Genomic DNA, 17,030 nt, shown 5'->3' with positions numbered 1-17,030 from the left:
AATAGCCTGGAGCATGACGGTCAGCGGCAACAAGTTTGAACTGACCCATGCGTTTGCAGTAACCAAGTAGTTAAGCTCCCTGAAGCCAGGGAGGTGCAGTGAGTACCGCGTAACCTGAGTTTGCAAACCTTGATGAACAAACGGTAATCCGGCCTGGCAAGAGCCTGAAATAAGACCGACAGTAAATGTCGTCCCAGCGTGTAGGCTGCCAGGTTCGGACCACATTATGGCGCTACCTCGAGAAGGTAAAACAGACGCCGGATATACGTCCGCAAACCGACCTCATCAAAGTCTTGCAGTTGCAGGGGCGTCCATATATGTCTTTCGTTGGTTTAAATCGAGAGTTAAAGTCACTGGGCCCTCGCGTGCGCAAGGGCGACGGTGCTTATGGGGAGGGGGAGTAGTAAACGAGCAGTAATTGCGGTGTCGGCAGAGCTCGGTGCTGGTTGTTCTTCTCACCAACCTTAAACACCCCTCCGTCGTGCCCGCGAACGCGGGTATCCAGTGTCTTTCGTTGGTTTAAATCTAGAGTCAAAGCCACTGGGCCCTCGCGTTCGCAAGGGCGACGGTGCTTATGGGGAGGGGGAGTAGTAAACGAGCAGTAATTGCGGTGTCGGCAGAGTTCAGTGCTGGTTGTTCTCCTCACCAACTTTAAACACCCCTCCGTCGTGCCCGCGAACGCGGGTATCCAGTGTCTGTGCCTTTTGTCATTCTTGCGCAGGCGAGAATCCAGCGTCTTTCGTTTGTTTAAATCCAGAGTCAAAGTCACTGGGCCCTCGCGTTCGCAATGAGCGACGGGTGGGGCTGGCCCTCGCGTTGGCAATGAGTGACGGATGAGGTGCGCTACTGAACCGACAATAAAATTACCCAGGCTATTGCTTTGTGCGAATGCGAATCGTTATCATTGGTGGGTTGTGGCAGTGACCGGACGTTGCTTTGCCCTCAGCATCTACTATTACCAAGATGACCGTGCGCATAAATAAGGACAGTATTATGGCGGCAACCCGCATTGAAAAAGACAGCATGGGTGAGCTGGAAGTACCTGAGCACGCCCTCTACGGGGCACAGACTCAGCGAGCGGTAAATAACTTTCCAGTCAGTGGCAGAAGGATGCCAGAAGCCTTTGTCAGAGCCCTGATCGCCGCCAAGGCTGCCGCCGCCAAAGCCAATGGCGAGTTGGCGCAGGTGCCACCGCCGATGGTGAGTGCCATCGTTCAGGCCTGCGAACAGCTGCTGGCTGACGAGCGACTGATGCAGCATTTCCCGGTGGACGTCTACCAGACTGGCTCTGGCACCAGCTCCAACATGAATGCCAACGAAGTCCTTGCCACCCTGGCGACCATCCTTCATGGGGCGCCGGTCAGCCCCAACGATCACATCAACTGTGGCCAGAGCAGTAACGACGTTATTCCCTCGGTTATTCACATCAGTGCCGCCCTGGAATTGACCCGGGAGTTGCTGCCGGCATTGCGGCATCTGCACCAGACCATCGTCGATAAAGCCGATCAGCTTCAGGGGCAGATAAAAACCGGTCGCACCCATTTGATGGATGCGATGCCGGTGAGCATGAGCCAGAGCCTGTTGAGCTGGGCCAGCCAAATAGAGATGAACATCGACCGGTTGCAACAGGCGCTGCCAGCTCTGCAGACGTTGGCTCAAGGTGGCACAGCGGTGGGCACCGGCATCAACGCCCACCCACAGTTCGCCGAGCAGTTTTGCCAGGCCCTGAACCGGGACACCGGCATGAACTTCACGCCGGCTGCCAATTTCTTCAGCCTCATCGGCTCTCAGGACGTGGCCGTGGCCCTATCGGGACAACTGAAGGCCACCGCCGTTTCGATGATGAAAATTGCTAATGATCTGCGATGGATGAATTCCGGGCCCTTGGCCGGGTTGGGGGAGATTGAACTGGAGGCGCTGCAGCCGGGGTCCTCCATCATGCCGGGTAAGGTCAATCCGGTGGTGCCGGAAGCCGCAGCCATGGTGGCCGCTCAGGTGGTAGGCAACGATGCCGCCATTACCCTTGGGGGCCAATCCGGTAACTTCGAACTGAACGTCATGCTGCCGATGATCGCCACCAATCTTCTGGACAGCATCGCATTGCTGGCCAGCGCCAGTCGACTGCTAGCGGACAAGGCCATCGCCAGCTTCAGTGTCAATGAAGCCAAGTTGAAACAGGCGCTGGACCGAAACCCGATACTGGTCACCGCCCTAAACCCCATTATCGGCTACCTGAAAGCGGCCGAGATTGCCAAGCTGGCTTACCAGCAAGGGCGCCCCATCATCGACGTGGCCGCCGAGCACACCGATCTGAGTGTGGCGGAGCTGACCCGGTTGCTCGACCCGGCCAAGCTGACCCAAGGCGGGCTGTCGTGATTACGGCCTGGCATGGGAAGGGCCAATTCATCCAAGAGTACGCCAGAAACGTAACTCTATTATCTAGCCATAACAATACAGACCATTAACGACACGGAGAAATACCATGACAACACGAATTCTGGCTGCCGCCGGTTTGATGCTGAGCCTGAGTTTCGGTGCCACTGCGTCAGAGTGCGAGGTAGCCCTGGAAGCCAATGACATGATGCAGTTTTCCACCAAGCTCATCAGCGTGCCTGCCAGTTGTGAGGAGGTCAGCATTACCCTGAAGCACACCGGTAAGTCACCGGCTCAGGCCATGGGCCACAACGTGGTGATTACCGACACTGCCAACGTGCAGGCGGTGGGCACCGATGGCATGGCGGCCGGACTGGATAACAACTACGTTAAGCCCGGCGATGAGCGAGTGTACGCGGCGTCAAAGGTGATTGGCGGCGGTGAAACTACCACCTTGACCTTCAAGACCGATAAGCTCAGTGCAGGCGGTGACTACACCTTCCTGTGCACCTTCCCTGGCCACTGGGCCATCATGCAGGGTAAGTTTGAGTTTAAGTAACCACAAGTCACAGGGGCCCGTCGGCCCCTGATGCATTGCTCCGCTGCTGTTTCAGCCTCGTGCTGAGGTGATACCTCTCTTCACTCTCCATTGATTGAACTCGCGTGGCTGTTGGCCTGTGGCACCGATGGCGTACACTGATAGAAAGGCCGGGATTCGGTGAGTACGCCCGGTAAAGGTGATAAGACAACACCGGGAGGCATCGTGCGACAGCAAGGACTACTGGTTCGCTGGAACGACAACAAGGGCTATGGCTTTGTCGAGCCGGACAAAGGCGGGCCCGCGGTATTCGCCCACATCAGCGAGTTTCGTCAGCAGCGGATTCGGCCACAAATTGGCGATAGGCTCACGTTTAACCTGGAAACCGGCGGACCGAAAGGGCCGCGGGCCATTCGCATCGAGGCCGAACTGGAGCCCGGGTTCCGGCCGGAGTCACGGCATCGCTTCGCCTTGTGGTCTCCGGCGTTTCTGGTACTGGCGCTGGTCTCGGTTGGCAGCGCCGTCTGGACCGCCGATAAGTTCATTGTCCCCCGATTAACGCCCGCCCCGTCAGAGCAGTCAGCGCCCGCAGAGCCCGAGGCTCAACCTCAATCGTTGCCGTCGCCAGAGGCGGCCACCGATACCTTCCGCTGCGAGGGCAAACAGCATTGCTCGCAGATGAACTCCTGCGCTGAGGCGACTTTCTATCTGAATCATTGTCCGAACCAGCTCACCGATGGTGACGGCGACGGCGTTCCCTGTGAAAGCCAGTGGTGTAACTAGAGCGCAGAGTCTTACTGAATCCAGGCCCATGAACAGCGGGAGTTGGCGTCGAGTATTCGGTACTTTTTTGATCTCGGCGAGGGAGGAATAAACCGGCCGGAGTATGCTGAAGGAGTCATGGTTACTACAGACAATGGAATGGAAGTGGAGTGCATTATGACCATAACTCGAGTATCGGAAAGTGAACGACGCAAGAAACGTAAGATTGAGGAAGATGAGCTCAACAAGCGCCACGGTGAGCAGGAGTCTCCCGATCATGGTTGCCCTACGCCGCCAGTGACCGTTAATGATGGTGGGCGAGAGCCAGGAAAAGACCTGCCGGTGAGTGACTGATTTTCATTGGCAGTTGATCTAACGCCACGCCAATCGAAGGGAGCACATGCTCCCTTTTTGGTGAGGCCGATACTTTGATTGCTGGCATCGTGGCAATGGTGTGTTAGCTGGCGCACTCACTGGTGGTTCGGTTGTCGACCAATCCGGGTTTTTACGGCATGATGTCGGTTGCCGCCGGCTGGCTAACCAATTGAAGTGTAATCAAAAATGTTGGTGGTAAGTCCCTGGCTGGCCCGATTCGTCAACAATCTGACCCAACATCACCCAGGTACGCCACCCATGAATAAGCAATCGCTCTCCGATCTGTTCTCCAGCACCCTGTTTACCATTCCCGACTACCAGCGTGGCTACGCCTGGGAGAAAAAGCAGTGGCGTGATTTCGTGGAGGATCTGGATGCACTGGTGACCGATGACAACATTCACTTTCATTACACCGGCACCGTGGTGACCTATCAGGCCAACAACGACAGCGCCACTTACGGCCGACGGCCGGCAAAGTTGGTGGATGTGGTGGATGGCCAGCAGCGCCTGACCACCACCTGTCTGTACCTGTCGGTGTTGATTCGCACCCTGATCAAAGCCGGAAGAACCGAGTACGAGCGCGACATTGCCGATTTCCTCTATGACGGCCTGCGCTGCAAACTCACCCTTAACAACGACACCAGCGAGCTGTTTCATCGGTTGCTGTCTGAGGGCCGCCCCCTGAAAGCCCCGGTTACCCCTCATCAACGGCGGCTGTGCGAGGCCACCGATTACTTTCAGGGGCACGTAGACACCTTGCTGGCCGACGCCGATAAGGGCACCCACTACCTGACTCAGTTGTTTGAGGCGATAACCGGTAAGTTAGTGTTTACCTCCTACACCATCGAGGAGGAGTGCGAAATCGGCATGACCTTTGAGTTGATGAACTCCCGAGGCAAGGAGTTATCGGTGCTGGAGCTGTTGAAGAACTACCTGATGCACTGGATTGCCCGTAACGGCGCCGCCGACGAGCGGGAGGAGTTAACCGCCCGGGTCAACCTGGCCTGGCGCGACACCTACGGGTTTGTCGGCGACTCCAGTGGCAACGAGTCTCAATGCCTGCGGCTGGCCTGGACCCTGTATTGCCATCATTTGCCGAAGAACTGGAAAGGCTACGAGGGCTTTAAACAGCCGCAGTACCTGCCGCTGCGTAACTTTGCTGTGGATGGCCAAGCTGGCGCCGGTAAGACCAAGGCACAAACCAAGGCGTTCCTGCTGACCTTTGTCAAAGGCCTGCCGGAGGTGGCCCGCCACTACCAGAGCATCGTCAGCCCCAGTGCGGATAACACCGACTCGCCGGCGGAGTTGGCCTGGCTGCAGCGCATCAACAACAGCGGCAACATTGCCAACTTTCTGCCGCTGCTGGTGGCCGCCCGAAGCCGTTGGCTGGCGGGCACTTTCTCGGAAGCTCAGTACATTGAGCTGTTGCAGGCACTGGAGTGTTACGCCTACCGGGTGTTCCTGTTTGAGGGCCGGCGCAGCAACTCCGGCAGTTCCACCCTGTATCGCTGGGGCCACGAGCTGTTCAATCAGGACGAGGTGCAACTTGAGGCCATCGTTGCCAACATTCATGACCTGATTCGCTACTACGCCAGCGACAGTGCCTTCGTCGCGCAACTGGCGCAGCCGGGCAAGTGGTATCACTGGCGCCGGTTGTTGAAATACACTCTGTTTGAGTACGAACAGCACCTGATGGACAAAGAGGGCAAGGGCAGTATACCTAAAATCACCTGGGAGGAGCTGGCACGCGACTCTACTCTTGAACACATTCTGCCGCAGAACCCGGCCGAGGGCTCCCATTGGCTGGCGGTGTGGGATCAGGACAGTAGGGCGACGTACCAGCACGATCTGGGTAATCTGGTGCTAACCAAAGACAACGCCAGCTACTCCAATTTCGAGTTTCAGCGCAAGAAGGGCGCGCCCGGCGTCAGCCCCAGTTACAGCGACTCCTGCATTAAGCAGGAGCGCAAGCTGGCTCAGTACTCCGACTGGACGCCAGAAACCCTGATGCAGCGTCGCCAAGAGCTGGAAAGCTGGATTTTAGGCCGCTGGCAGAGCCGCTATCAGGAACAAGTCACCGAACCCGAACAGCAACTGCAACGTGAGAGGCAGTGGGATGACGTCGAGGCGTGATGCTGGGGGGACTGTGAGGATGAATGCGATGTAGTGCTCAGACGGTGGTTTAGTGACACCGCAATCGAACGGGGGCGGTGTCACTCAAGTGTGCTAATTCCAAAGCTCGGTGCGACGCTTTGCACTGGGCTATATCCGCACAATCTCCGGCTTCATGCTATACAACACGAACAGCACCTCCTCCTGCTCCCTGCGGCCGATGTCGTTCTTTTGCAGCGCCTGCAGCGCATCATCTAACACGGCTAAGAACTCATCGCCACTGATGTTCATGCCTTTGTGAGTGGCGACCATGTCTTTGCCCTTGTAAACATTGGGGCCGCCGGTTCCTGCGATAAAAAAGGTTGCCGCACCATTTTTTAGCGCCGAGACATCACTGTTGGCATACCTCGGAGAGATACTCGGGTTTGCCAAATGGATATCAACCAAATCACTGGCTATTTGGGTAATGCCTTCGCTACCACCTAACCGCACATACAGTGAATCAGACATCTGAACATCCCTCTGTTGTTGTGAGCGATATTGAGAATAGTCGATATTCCTCTTGCCGTTTATTGTCTTATAAAATCAGTCGGATAGCGTTATCGCCTTTGCAGTCCAGTCCAGTCCAGTCCAGTCCAGTTCAAAACGTGGTCCTGCAAAGCAGGAAAAACGACCACTGCCGAGGTGGTTAGGCGTCCTGTTTTCTGCCAATGCCCTTAACGGCGGGCGTGCATTTTTGCGTCTGGTGGGCGATGGACTAGGGTTAAAGACTCCCCCTGTTATGGCAGAGAATCGACATGGACATTACCATCGCCATTAGCCAGAAACCGCCGGCTGTGCTCGATCTTGCGGAGTCATTGCAGCGTGCTATTACCATCATCGAGGAGGCGGCGGAGAATGGCGCCAGGTTATTGGTGTTTCCCGAAGCCTATCTGCCGGGATACCCGACCTGGGTGTGGCGGCTTCGGCCCGGAGGCGACATGGCGCTGGGCAATGAGATCCACAGCCGCCTTCGTCAAAATGCCGTAGACATCAATGCAGGCGCACTCGATCCTCTCTGTGATGCCGCCGCCAGCCATCAGATGGTGGTGGTGATGGGCTTGAATGAGGTGGACAGCGACTACAGTGGCAGCACGCTGTTTAATACCGTGGTGGTGATCGATGCCGATGGCCGCATCGTCAATCGCCACCGAAAACTGATGCCGACCAACCCGGAGCGGATGGTCTGGGGGGGCGGTGATGCCAGCGGCCTGCGAGTGGTGGAGACCGCGGTGGGCCGCATCGGTTGCCTGATCTGCTGGGAGAGTTACATGCCATTGGCCCGTTTTTCTCTCTATGCCCAGAATATCGACCTGTATGTGGCGCCCACCTGGGATTGCGGTGAGGCCTGGCTGGCCTCGATGCGTCACATCGCCCGAGAAGGCGGTTGCTGGGTTCTCAGTACCGCCACGGCGATGGAGGGCAGCGATTTGCCACATGACTTTCCCGGCCGCGAGCAACTGTTCAAAGACGATGAGTGGATCAATGCGGGTGGCGCCGTGGTGGTTCAGCCATCGGGGACCGTGGCAGCGGGGCCGGTGCTGAATGAGAAAACCCTACTCTATGCCCGCATCAATACCGAGGCGGCGGCCGAAGCCCGCAAATCCCTGGACGTCAGCGGCCATTATCACCGGCCGGACATCTTTTCTCTGACGGTCGACCGTCGGCCGATGCTGCCACTGGGGTTTACCGAGCCCGATAATTGATGCGATACGGCATCGCCTTCACGGCTTACCTTTCTGTCGGCTGCGCAGGTACAGCACCAGTGAGTAGATCGCTAGGTTGATGCTCAGGGCGGTGATGCCGAAAAACAGCTGCATGTTAAGGGTGAGGTTAGCCGGGTAGATCAACGGCAGCAGGTAGTGCTCGATGAAGCCGCCGTCGTAACCCTGCTCGCCTGAGGCTGCTCTCAGCTGGTTTTCCAGCGGCGTCAGCGGGCATACCCAGCCCAGAAAGCCAACCACTGTGGCCCAGATGGCGGTGGGCAGGTGCAGGGCGATCAACCAGCCCCGCCACAGCAGCAGCAGTCCGCCGAACAGGGCGAACAGGATAAACAGCAGGTGTATCACCAGTACGGCGTCTGCAGCCAGTCGGTAGAACATGTACGTCTCCTGCTGTTGCCTCTTCGGGATAAGGCGGTGTTATTGGCCTGAGGCCGAAGAGGAGCCTGGCTCTCTCTCCGCCATGCTGTCTCTCAGTGCCTGGTCGTATTCGGGCAGCATCGACAGGGTATTGTGGCCTGCCCCTTCTATCACCCGGCTCCAGCGCAGGCTCGGCTTCAGCGCTGCCATCAATGCTTGAGTGCGCACCCGCGGCACCACCTCGTCGTCTCCGGCGATGATCACGTAGCTGGGAGCGGAGATCTTTGGTGCCAGTGCGGCGGCGTCGTAGCGATCCCGCATCAGCAGGGCGACGGGAAACATCCAGTAGTGGGAACGGGCCAGCGCCAGGGCACTGTCAAACGGGGTGATCAGCACCGCACGCTCTACCGGCCGCTGGGCGGCCACCTGCACTGCGACCACAGCCCCGAGGCTGCGACCCATCACCGCCACCCTCTGGTGTTGCTGTTGCAGCCGGTCGAACAGAAATAGGGCATCGGCATACAGCCCCTGCTCGGTGGGGCTGCCGTCGCTGTTGCCGTAGCCACGGTAGGGGATCAGGTAGACGCTGTGGTCCGGGAACCAGCGGCGGAATTGGGATAGGTTTTGCTCGACCTGCTCGCCGTTGCCACCAAAGTAGAGCAGGGCGTTGTCTTGCCCCGGATGAGTCACCCATCCCCTTAAGGTGAGGTCGCCGTGGCTGAAGCTCACTGCCTGAGCCCCGCTGAGCGGCAGCGGCGGGGTGGGGAAATACAGAAAGCGGCGCTGGGCCAAAAACAGCCCAAGGCACATCACCAGATAGGACAGACCCAGGGTCAGCAACAGGTGCTTCATTGTCTCCCCCTTGGTTGAAGCCTACCTCTGCGGCACAGGCAATGACAGCCACGGAGTAAGTATGGTTGCGAATGAGCACCTTGGCATTGCCAACGTCGATGCGGGTGGTAATTGGGCAAGCCGATACCGTTCAGAGGAGAAAGCCATCGCAGGACATCGCAGTTAGCTTAGGAAAAATAGAGGAGCCTTAACCGGTCAACTTGATTGACATTGAGCCGGACAAGCATCGTTGATGCTCTACAGTCTGACTGAGGAGGTTGGGAAATCTGTTACTGACCTTAGCTCATTTGTAAGACTTAACTGCCTTTTTTACCTGAAGAATTTGGAGTGAATCTGTTAAAATCAACCTCAGTTTTGTTGGATAGGATCCTCAGTTCTGTTGTCTTTTTTAACTCGGTGGTTTGGCCAAGCCAAGCCCAAACCTGTTGAGCCAATGCCTTACGAGGAGCAGGTTAGTTGTCCTCCAGTGAACTCGGATCCTTTTGAGATTGATCCCGCCTTTTCCGAGCCAGACGTCCAAAGCCAGCCAAGTCCGGAGCGAGCCTTAATTCATGAGGGCAATGATCTGTTTGAGTCTTTGGTTACGCCTGACTCTGAACCGCAGCGACTAACGTTGTTCGAAGCGCCGTTATTTAGCGCTAATGAGTCGTCGATAGAGGCTGATAGTGCCTCACACGGTCTCTTCGATGAGGAGCCAATGGGGTGCAGCTCAACGTCTTTGCTTTCTGACGTTAACCACATGGATATCAATCCAGCTTCCGGTTTACCGATGATGGACGGGATTGGCGGATTGGATGTTGGCGGCAATGCTTACGGCTTTTCAGACACGGGGCTGAGTTCGGGCATCGGTTTCGATTCAGATATCAGCAGCGGCTTTGATGACAGTTTTGGTGGTGGTTCCAGTTTTGATAATGACTGGTAAATCCAGGCAAGAATTTTAATTAGAAAAGGTTTAAAGGGTATTTGTGGGAAGTATTGAAGTTGCCGTTCAGCAATCGAAACGGATTGAGTCCAAATTAGTCAGTGAGCTGGGTGCCGAAGGGCGAGGCCTTCATGAAAAGCTCAGCAGTTGTGAAGCTCAATTGCCGAAACTATTGGTACGCCAGATCCGCTGGATTGCTACGGTGCGCAACAAAGCGGTTCACGAAGAGGGCTTTGAAATTGACGATCAGCAGGAGTTTGTTCGCCGCTGCGATCACGTAGTGGCACAACTTGAGCAGATTGCCGAGGCGAAGAGCCAAGCACAAGCCAATACTCTGCATACCGCGAAACCGCATCAAGGTGATGGCCAAAATTGGGATTCGCCCAAACCCAGTAAAGTCAGCAAAGCCATTTTGGTCGTGCTACTGGTCGCTATGGGGCTGGTTGTTGGCAATGCCGCTTATGAAGACTACAAAAAAGAGCAGCGAAAACAGGCCCGCCGCTCTTTGGAGGCGGTTCAGGCACTCAATGCGTCTAAAAAAGCCGAGCGGGATCAGCGGGAACAGGTTAAACCGGCGGCTAGCAAGTCGACGAATAACGCGACCAAGGTTGCGTTGCCTAAAGGCAGCTTGGCAGACAAAGCCAAACAGGCTCAGGGTGAAGTGGACTCAGCCAAAGCCGAACTGCGCGAGCAGATGTTGTTTGCCATGATGCAGCCAGCGCACGTTACCCAAGGCAAGTTGTCGGTGATGCCGACGCCAGATGGCAAGTTTACGCTGCTGGTGCCGTTTACGTGGCAGTTGGATCCGGCACCGTTACTCAAGGTTGCCAATAAACACTTTCATGATTACAAAAACCGCCGCATCGCCCTTAAGGATGTGATTAAGCCCAAGCGTCGTCAAGGCAAGCCTAATGGCTTTGGCATTCGTCGTATCTGGAACCAGGGTGAGCACCAGAGACACCCCTATTCAGCGGATCTCTTTCAGTGGTTGGTGAAGCACCAACTGGCATTGGAGGCCAGCTTTGGTGGTCAGCAAGCTCAGGTGTTGTTGGCACTGGGACAAGACTGCTTTAGTGACTGCAAAAACAAAGGTGACGATCAGTTTACGGTTCTGACCACCCACCTCGGGCAGCGCATGCCGTTGCTCAACTACAAGGAAGCTAATCCGATTGCAGTGACTGGGTTAAACCTGAATCAATTTAGTGCGGGCGCTGAGCTGACTTTGAGTTTGGTGCTGCGCCATAAAGGTAAGGAGATTCGCCGAGTCGAACTGTCGAAGCATGGCAAAGCCATTGATTGGCAGGCAATGACCGGAAAGGGACAGACTCAGTGGCAGCAGGCAACGGAATCACTTCAGCATCAAGTACTGGGTACCATCAAAGATAAGACGCAACTGACCGTCGGTGAGGTAGAGATTCGACCCGCTGATGACCGCCATTCGGATCTGTTGGTGCCGATCAGTTGGACGATGGCCCATCAGCCGATCCTTGATGGGCTTAATCGTGATTTTCATACCTATAATCGAGGGCGCTTTGTGTACCAACAGCAGCAGGAAGGTCGATTTGGCCAGAAACGCAGTGCCTGGGCGGTCAAGGTAGAAAAGTATGCCAACAGCGGTGAACGAAAAAAGCGCGACTACAGTGAGCAATTGTACCGAGAACTTCTTAAGCAACCTGTGGTGGTGAAAGTCAGCGCCGGTGATTACCACGGCAAGCTAACCCTTGCTGGTGGTCGAGATTGCTTTGGTCGTTGCCGTTTTGGCGGTGATGACAACTATTACATCCAGTTTTCGGGCACAGGGACGGTCACCATCAAATCGGTACCCAATTCACTGTTAGAGCAATTGGCGGATCTTGACGTGCAGATTCTCTAATGCAACAGGTGGGACTAACCGGTTAATCTCTCGGAAAATATTGATGTAATCCAGTTAACGGATGCGGTGGCTAGGATCGAGCCACCGCGTCAAAAGACGTAAGCTGGTGCAATTCTATTTCATCAGTTTCTAAGCTGAAGCTCTCTCTACAAACACTGTACTCTCTGCCCCACATCCATTGCAGTGCCGGGTAAACAAATTACCGCGCTTTCGGATTCTATTGTCCTGGCTGTTGCAGGCCGGGCAGGGGCCTTTCATTGAGGTGTTGGTGGTGCAACTCTGGCAGGAAACGTAGTAGCCATATTTGCCCCAGGCGCCAGTTAGGTTGTCGCGTTCACCGCACTTCTTACAGGCAATGCCTTCGGAGAGGGAGTGGCTTTGATTGGGTTCAGTCCGCTCCACTGTCGGCACTTTTTGCTCTTGGGGGGAAGCTTCGTATTCGGGCGTTGGCTCGCTGACAGCTGAGTCGCTATTTTCTGGGGGAGTGTCAGCGTCTGTTTCACCAGTCTGCGTTAACGGCTCATGAATGGACAGCAGGAAGTCGCTGATGGCCTTCATCTCCTTTTTGGAGAAAACGGGTTTGGTTTTGATTAAGCCTGTCAGAACAGAGTAGTCGCAGAGCTCTTTGAGCTTCTTACCCAGGAACTCGTTTTTGACCACGCAGTTGCTGATGGCCTTGGGCATGCTTTCTCGCTGAAGCATGGTGGCGCTTGAGATTGCGCAGAGTTTGTCCCACTGTCTGCCTCCGAAATAGGTTTGCAAACCAAGGATCTTTATCAGCATCTTGTCGGCGTTATCTGTGAGCAGGCGTTTAAGCCCCAACTCTTGAAGTTCCATCTGCTGCAGCGGGGATTTTAAGCCTTGCCAATTACCCTGGTAGCTGCGCGACCATTCGCCGTCGTTGTTTACCCGTACCTGACCATAGATGCTTTTAGATTCGATCAGAATAAAACCAAGTCGGTGGATCACCAGATGATCGATCTGTGAGTACTCGCCTTGGTGGGAGAAGCGAAGGTCGTTGAAGATCAGAACGTCCGGGTTGTTGGCAAACTCGCGCTTAAGGTAGAAAGCCACCTCTTGTTCCTGCTTGGCGCCAAACTGGCGCTGCTTGTTGAGGTGATCCTGGTGGGTAGCGTCCCGCTCTTTCAAAATCATGCTGTGTTTCCTTACTGCAACTGCTGTGTCGTCCTGACATAGAAGGACAGTAAGTATTATTCAGAATGTTGGCGAGATAAAGGTGATCGCGAGTGTAATTTTGCGAAAATTTGTTGAGCGTTTTGATGAGCTTAAGGAATAACAGGAGGATATGGCCTCCCCACAGGGACTCGAACCCCGATCGATCGCTTAGGAGGCGACTGCTCTATCCTGTTGAGCTATAGGGAGGAAACCGCTAAGCATTCTAGCGGGGTTTGCTGAAGGTTGAAAACCCTTTTGATTTGATTGCAGAAATTTTACTCAGTGCTGAGATGTTTGTGCGCCAGCAGGTGGTCGATGAAGGCACGCAGGGTCGGATCGGTGAGCTTGCTGGCCGGGTACACCAGTGACACATCCAGCGCGGGCAACTGGTATTCCTCAAGGATGGGCACCAATTTGCCCTGCTGCAGATGGTGGCTGAGCATGAACTCCGGCAACTGGGCGATGCCCAGCCCGGCCGCCGCGAAGTCGGCGAGCAGGGTGCCCTGGTTTACGTCGACATGACCGTTGACGCTGAGTTGGTGTTGTTTACCGTTTTCCTGGTAGCGCACCCGCCCGGGTTGGCGGTTGGAGGAGTCCACCAGCCAGCGGTGCTCCGACAGCGCCTTGGGGTGTTCAGGGGTACCGTGCGCGGCCAGATAGTCGGGGCTGGCCACCATCAGAATTTTCATGCTGAGGTAGTGACGGGCGATAAAGCCGGAATCGCTGAGCTCGCCCACCCTCAGGGCCAGATCGAACCCCTCTTCGATGAGATTGACGTAGCGGTTTACCAGTACCCACGACAACTGTACATCCGGGTACTGGCGCAGAAAGTCGGCCACCACATGCTGAATCCCCAGTTGGTCAATGTTGAACGCCGAGGTGATCCGCAGTCGCCCGCCTATCTTGTGCTGGCGCTGGGCCGCCGACAGCTCCAGGTTGTCCAGCCGCTCCAGCACCGCCTTGAACTCGTCCAGGTAGTGCTGGCCTTCCGGAGTCAGCTTCATGGCGCGGGTGGTGCGGTACAGCAAGATGCAGTCGAAATGCTTTTCCAGATCCGACACCTGGCGGCTGACCGCCGATACCACGATATTGAGCTCGCGGGCGGCGGCACTGAAGCTGAGCTTGTTCACCACCACCACGAAGGTGCGCATCGCCTTAAGCAGATCTATTTTTCTTTCCATGAGAAAAGTAATTTCGATTTCAGGTTATTTTTCTATTCTAAGCCGGTGGCTACACTTTCTCCAACTTAAGCAAACAACGAATTTGGAGACACCCATGAAAGTACTATTGATTGGCGCAACCGGAACCATTGGCAAGGCCGTCGCAGAGCGCCTGAGCGGTCAACATCAAGTCATCGCAGCCGGTTTCCGTGACGGCGATGTGCAGGTGGATCTGGGCAGCCCAGAGTCCATCAAGGCCCTGTTCGAGCAGGTGGGTAAGGTGGACGCGGTGATCTCCACCGCCGGATTGGCGGCGTTTGGGCCGCTGGCACAGCAGAGTGACGACGACTACCAACTGGCACTGAACAACAAGCTGATGGGGCAGGTGAACCTGGTGCGCCTGGGTAGCGATTACATCAACGACGGCGGTTCCATCACCCTGACTTCCGGTATCCTGTCGCGCCAGCCCATGCCAGGCAGTGCGTCGGTGTCCATGGTCAACGGCGCCCTGGAGAGTTTTGTCAAAGCAGCTGCACTGGAGCTGAACGGATTGCGGGTTAATGCGGTGGCGCCAGCATTCGTTAAGGAAACCATGGCTATGATGGGCATGGATACCAGCTCAGGCATCTCGGCCGCAGACACGGCCAAGGCGTACGAGGCCGCGGTATCCGGCGAGATGTCTGGTGAGACTTTGGATGCACCAAACTTCTTGTAAGTTGTTGGAGTTATGCTTTTTCATCATGCCTGTGTGTAATTGAATGCGGATTACACTCTTTAAGTGACCAAATCACTGCCCGAGTCACACTCTTTGATAGAGGTGTGGCTCTTTTTTTTGTCTTAGAATCAATGCTCTTAGTAAACTGTCGCCCTATACTGGTTATCCCGGCCATACCCTGCCGGTGTGAATCAGATAAATGGACCTGGTGAAACAGTCACTAGCACAGTGAAGGAGCAACGCCACTCATGAGAATTCTTCTTGCCGGCGCATCGGGCACCATTGGCAGTGCCATTCTCAAGCGCCTGTCTGGCGATCATCAGATCATTACCGCCGGCTACAGTCATGGCGATCTGCGTTTTGATCTCACCGACAGCGACAGCATTCGCACCATGATTGATGCCGCCGGTGAGGTGGATGCCATTATCTGCGCCGCTGGTGTCACCAGCTTTGGGCCATTTGAGCATCTGACCGAAGCGGATTATCACCAGACTCTGAACAACAAGTTGATGGGGCAGGTCAACCTGCTGCGCATCGGCCGCCAGGCGGTGTGCCGCGGCGGCTCCATCACCCTGACGTCGGGCTTTGCCGCCCGGGAGCCGGTGCAGGGCTGCGCCTCGGTGGCCATGGCCAATGGGGCGCTGGAGAGTTTTGTTAAAGCGGTGGCGGTGGAAGTGACCGACCTGCGGGTGAACGTGGTGTCGCCGTCATTTGTGACCGAAACCATGGCGATGATGGGCATGGACACCAGCAACTGCGTACCGGCGTCGCTTACCGCTGCGGTGTACGAAGCGGCGCTGCTGGGAACCATGAGTGGCGAGACTCTGCAGGTGGCCGAATACGTGAATGGCGACAGTCACTGGGTGATCTGAGCGCTCTAATCACGGCAGCAAAAAAGCACAGCTCAAGGGCTGTGCTTTTTTTATGGCTGTCAGATCTGACGGGTTTGGGCCAATAAAGGAATCACCCTGTCAGATATGACGGTTATTGAACTTTTTAATCTTGGCTAGGATTTATCTCGTCTTCTGGCAACAACCAATAACGGTGTTCCAGACTCATTAAATAAGATTAAGGAATTCATAATGAATTACGTACTCGGCTTGCAAACTCTGGTGGTAGACTCCGATGCTGAACTGATGGAATGGAGCACCTTCAGCGTTAACTGCAACAACGAACAACAGCTTAAGTAATCATTCAATTAAAAAGGACTTTGACCATGCATAACGTATTGAACCTGCAATCCCTGGCCGTAGACTCCGATGCCGAGCTGATGGAGTGGAGCACTTTCAGTGTGAACTGCAACAACGAACAGCAGCTGAAGTAAGCACTCACTAAAAGGAATTTGACCATGCAACATGTACTTAGCCTGCAAGCCCTGGCGGTAGACTCCGATGCCGATGTGATGGACTGGAGCACCTTCAGCGTTAACTGCAACAACGAACAACAGATTCGCTAACCCACGATTTCAAAAAGGATTTTGATTATGCACAACGTACTGAACCTGCAAACCCTGGCCGTAGACTCCGATGCCGAACTGATGGATTGGAGCACCTTCAGCGTTAACTGTAACAACGAAGTTCAACTTAAATAATTGCACTGTTAAAAAAGGAATTTGATCATGCATAACGTATTGAACCTGCAAACCCTGGCCGTAGACTCCGATGCCGAACTGATGGATTGGAGCACCTTCAGCGTTAACTGTAACAACGAAGTTCAACTTAAATAATTGCACTGTTAAAAAAGGAATTTGATCATGCATAACGTATTGAACCTGCAAACCCTGGCCGTAGACTCCGATGCCGAATTGATGGACTGGAGTACTTTCAGCGTGAACTGCAACAACGAACAGCAGTTGAAGTAATCTGGAATTGCCGGCCTGATCTCCCTCGTATTCAGGCCAATATATTCAGCGCATGATGTTGTGTTCTGAATAGGCAGTGGACGGTCACCGGTAGGCGTTGTGAATATTGATATTGGCAATGGCTACTGGTGATGTTCATTTTTATATCTGTTTATTCTCTTTCTTCTTTTTCTGTCTTTATTTACAAAAGG

The 17,030-nt window shown here is 55.0% G+C and carries 20 protein-coding genes and 1 tRNA gene; 15 read left to right on the top strand and 6 right to left on the bottom strand.

Features of this window, described 5'->3' with window-relative positions:
* Positions 1–993: 993 nt before the first annotated feature.
* The 5 genes from H598_RS0110755 to H598_RS0110735 all read left to right on the top strand — a co-directional run bounded on the left by H598_RS0110755 (position 994) and on the right by H598_RS0110735 (position 6,181).
* Complete coding sequence (locus H598_RS0110755; RefSeq protein ID WP_028113023.1) at positions 994–2,376, top strand: class II fumarate hydratase; 1,383 nt, start codon at positions 994–996, stop codon at positions 2,374–2,376.
* A 106-nt stretch (positions 2,377–2,482) separates the two neighbouring features.
* Entirely contained in the window at positions 2,483–2,932 is a 450-nt protein-coding gene (gene azu / locus H598_RS0110750; protein ID WP_028113022.1) for an azurin, read from the top strand.
* Positions 2,933–3,136: 204 nt separating this feature from the next.
* Positions 3,137–3,694, top strand: coding sequence for a cold shock domain-containing protein (locus H598_RS0110745; RefSeq protein WP_028113021.1), 558 nt, complete (start codon positions 3,137–3,139; stop codon positions 3,692–3,694).
* 156 nt (positions 3,695–3,850) lie between these two features.
* Complete coding sequence (locus H598_RS0110740; protein WP_156896999.1) at positions 3,851–4,027, top strand: hypothetical protein; 177 nt, start codon at positions 3,851–3,853, stop codon at positions 4,025–4,027.
* 279 nt (positions 4,028–4,306) lie between these two features.
* Entirely contained in the window at positions 4,307–6,181 is a 1,875-nt protein-coding gene (locus H598_RS0110735; protein ID WP_169629247.1) for a DUF262 domain-containing protein, read from the top strand.
* A gap of 129 nt (positions 6,182–6,310) precedes the next feature.
* Here the strand turns inward: H598_RS0110735 and H598_RS0110730 are convergent, their stop codons facing one another.
* Positions 6,311–6,670 (bottom strand): group I truncated hemoglobin, encoded by a 360-nt coding sequence (locus H598_RS0110730; protein ID WP_028113018.1) that lies wholly within the window; start codon positions 6,668–6,670, stop codon positions 6,311–6,313.
* Positions 6,671–6,957: 287 nt separating this feature from the next.
* Here H598_RS0110730 and H598_RS0110725 point away from each other — a divergent pair, with 287 nt between their 5' ends.
* Positions 6,958–7,905 (top strand): carbon-nitrogen hydrolase family protein, encoded by a 948-nt coding sequence (locus tag H598_RS0110725; RefSeq protein WP_028113017.1) that lies wholly within the window; start codon positions 6,958–6,960, stop codon positions 7,903–7,905.
* An 18-nt stretch (positions 7,906–7,923) separates the two neighbouring features.
* Here the strand turns inward: H598_RS0110725 and H598_RS0110720 are convergent, their stop codons facing one another.
* On the bottom strand, positions 7,924–8,301 hold the full coding sequence (locus tag H598_RS0110720) for a DUF2784 domain-containing protein (RefSeq protein ID WP_028113016.1): 378 nt from the start codon (positions 8,299–8,301) through the stop codon (positions 7,924–7,926).
* Between the two features lie 39 nt (positions 8,302–8,340).
* Positions 8,341–9,132, bottom strand: coding sequence for an alpha/beta hydrolase (locus tag H598_RS24035; protein ID WP_051252663.1), 792 nt, complete (start codon positions 9,130–9,132; stop codon positions 8,341–8,343).
* Positions 9,133–9,511: 379 nt separating this feature from the next.
* Here H598_RS24035 and H598_RS26485 point away from each other — a divergent pair, with 379 nt between their 5' ends.
* Entirely contained in the window at positions 9,512–10,054 is a 543-nt protein-coding gene (locus H598_RS26485) for a hypothetical protein (RefSeq protein WP_156896998.1), read from the top strand.
* Between the two features lie 43 nt (positions 10,055–10,097).
* Positions 10,098–11,927: a tetratricopeptide repeat protein gene (locus tag H598_RS25550; RefSeq protein WP_051252662.1), complete on the top strand. Its 1,830-nt coding sequence runs from the start codon at positions 10,098–10,100 to the stop codon at positions 11,925–11,927.
* A gap of 129 nt (positions 11,928–12,056) precedes the next feature.
* On the opposite strand, the gene H598_RS0110700 is transcribed toward H598_RS25550, so the two are convergent.
* The 3 genes from H598_RS0110700 to H598_RS0110690 all read right to left on the bottom strand — a co-directional run bounded on the left by H598_RS0110700 (position 12,057) and on the right by H598_RS0110690 (position 14,284).
* On the bottom strand, positions 12,057–13,082 hold the full coding sequence (locus tag H598_RS0110700; RefSeq protein WP_028113015.1) for a nuclease-related domain-containing protein: 1,026 nt from the start codon (positions 13,080–13,082) through the stop codon (positions 12,057–12,059).
* A 152-nt stretch (positions 13,083–13,234) separates the two neighbouring features.
* Positions 13,235–13,310 (bottom strand) — tRNA-Arg (locus H598_RS0110695).
* A gap of 68 nt (positions 13,311–13,378) precedes the next feature.
* A complete protein-coding gene (locus H598_RS0110690; protein ID WP_051252661.1) occupies positions 13,379–14,284 on the bottom strand; it encodes a LysR family transcriptional regulator in 906 nt (301 codons plus the stop codon).
* Between the two features lie 94 nt (positions 14,285–14,378).
* On the opposite strand from H598_RS0110690, the gene H598_RS0110685 reads away from it, so the two are divergent.
* The 7 genes from H598_RS0110685 to H598_RS26840 all read left to right on the top strand — a co-directional run bounded on the left by H598_RS0110685 (position 14,379) and on the right by H598_RS26840 (position 16,839).
* Complete coding sequence (locus H598_RS0110685) at positions 14,379–14,978, top strand: short chain dehydrogenase (RefSeq protein WP_028113013.1); 600 nt, start codon at positions 14,379–14,381, stop codon at positions 14,976–14,978.
* 248 nt (positions 14,979–15,226) lie between these two features.
* Positions 15,227–15,850 (top strand): short chain dehydrogenase, encoded by a 624-nt coding sequence (locus H598_RS0110680; RefSeq protein ID WP_028113012.1) that lies wholly within the window; start codon positions 15,227–15,229, stop codon positions 15,848–15,850.
* Between the two features lie 210 nt (positions 15,851–16,060).
* A complete protein-coding gene (locus H598_RS26860) occupies positions 16,061–16,168 on the top strand; it encodes a class III lanthipeptide (RefSeq protein ID WP_211227289.1) in 108 nt (35 codons plus the stop codon).
* Between the two features lie 26 nt (positions 16,169–16,194).
* Positions 16,195–16,302, top strand: a complete 108-nt coding sequence (locus H598_RS26855) for a class III lanthipeptide (protein ID WP_211227288.1) — start codon at positions 16,195–16,197, stop codon at positions 16,300–16,302.
* A gap of 159 nt (positions 16,303–16,461) precedes the next feature.
* Positions 16,462–16,569 carry a class III lanthipeptide gene (locus H598_RS26850; protein WP_211227287.1) on the top strand — a complete coding sequence of 36 codons (108 nt, stop codon included), beginning with the start codon at positions 16,462–16,464 and terminating at the stop codon, positions 16,567–16,569.
* 27 nt (positions 16,570–16,596) lie between these two features.
* Positions 16,597–16,704 carry a class III lanthipeptide gene (locus H598_RS26845; protein ID WP_211227287.1) on the top strand — a complete coding sequence of 36 codons (108 nt, stop codon included), beginning with the start codon at positions 16,597–16,599 and terminating at the stop codon, positions 16,702–16,704.
* A gap of 27 nt (positions 16,705–16,731) precedes the next feature.
* On the top strand, positions 16,732–16,839 hold the full coding sequence (locus H598_RS26840) for a class III lanthipeptide (protein WP_211227286.1): 108 nt from the start codon (positions 16,732–16,734) through the stop codon (positions 16,837–16,839).
* Positions 16,840–17,030: the final 191 nt, after the last annotated feature.

It is taken from the genome of Ferrimonas kyonanensis DSM 18153 (assembly GCF_000425405.1).
Lineage (GTDB): Bacteria > Pseudomonadota > Gammaproteobacteria > Enterobacterales > Shewanellaceae > Ferrimonas > Ferrimonas kyonanensis.
The sequence above is the reverse complement of the archived record's forward strand: the minus strand, read 5'-3'. Positions and strand labels throughout refer to the sequence as shown.

What these genes read in the sequence shown, in the direction of transcription:
- H598_RS0110680 (WP_028113012.1), top strand. Translation starts at nt 15,227, where the DNA reads ATGAGAATTCTTCTTGCCGGCGCATCGGGCACCATTGGCAGTGCCATT.
- H598_RS0110740 (WP_156896999.1), top strand. Translation starts at nt 3,851, where the DNA reads ATGACCATAACTCGAGTATCGGAAAGTGAACGACGCAAGAAACGTAAG.
- H598_RS0110730 (WP_028113018.1), bottom strand. Translation starts at nt 6,670, where the DNA reads ATGTCTGATTCACTGTATGTGCGGTTAGGTGGTAGCGAAGGCATTACC.
- H598_RS26850 (WP_211227287.1), top strand. Translation starts at nt 16,462, where the DNA reads ATGCACAACGTACTGAACCTGCAAACCCTGGCCGTAGACTCCGATGCC.
- H598_RS26860 (WP_211227289.1), top strand. Translation starts at nt 16,061, where the DNA reads ATGAATTACGTACTCGGCTTGCAAACTCTGGTGGTAGACTCCGATGCT.
- H598_RS0110735 (WP_169629247.1), top strand. Translation starts at nt 4,307, where the DNA reads ATGAATAAGCAATCGCTCTCCGATCTGTTCTCCAGCACCCTGTTTACC.
- H598_RS0110700 (WP_028113015.1), bottom strand. Translation starts at nt 13,082, where the DNA reads ATGATTTTGAAAGAGCGGGACGCTACCCACCAGGATCACCTCAACAAG.
- H598_RS0110755 (WP_028113023.1), top strand. Translation starts at nt 994, where the DNA reads ATGGCGGCAACCCGCATTGAAAAAGACAGCATGGGTGAGCTGGAAGTA.
- H598_RS26840 (WP_211227286.1), top strand. Translation starts at nt 16,732, where the DNA reads ATGCATAACGTATTGAACCTGCAAACCCTGGCCGTAGACTCCGATGCC.
- H598_RS26855 (WP_211227288.1), top strand. Translation starts at nt 16,195, where the DNA reads ATGCATAACGTATTGAACCTGCAATCCCTGGCCGTAGACTCCGATGCC.
- H598_RS0110685 (WP_028113013.1), top strand. Translation starts at nt 14,379, where the DNA reads ATGAAAGTACTATTGATTGGCGCAACCGGAACCATTGGCAAGGCCGTC.
- H598_RS26845 (WP_211227287.1), top strand. Translation starts at nt 16,597, where the DNA reads ATGCATAACGTATTGAACCTGCAAACCCTGGCCGTAGACTCCGATGCC.
- H598_RS24035 (WP_051252663.1), bottom strand. Translation starts at nt 9,132, where the DNA reads ATGAAGCACCTGTTGCTGACCCTGGGTCTGTCCTATCTGGTGATGTGC.
- H598_RS0110725 (WP_028113017.1), top strand. Translation starts at nt 6,958, where the DNA reads ATGGACATTACCATCGCCATTAGCCAGAAACCGCCGGCTGTGCTCGAT.
- azu (WP_028113022.1), top strand. Translation starts at nt 2,483, where the DNA reads ATGACAACACGAATTCTGGCTGCCGCCGGTTTGATGCTGAGCCTGAGT.
- H598_RS0110720 (WP_028113016.1), bottom strand. Translation starts at nt 8,301, where the DNA reads ATGTTCTACCGACTGGCTGCAGACGCCGTACTGGTGATACACCTGCTG.
- H598_RS0110690 (WP_051252661.1), bottom strand. Translation starts at nt 14,284, where the DNA reads ATGGAAAGAAAAATAGATCTGCTTAAGGCGATGCGCACCTTCGTGGTG.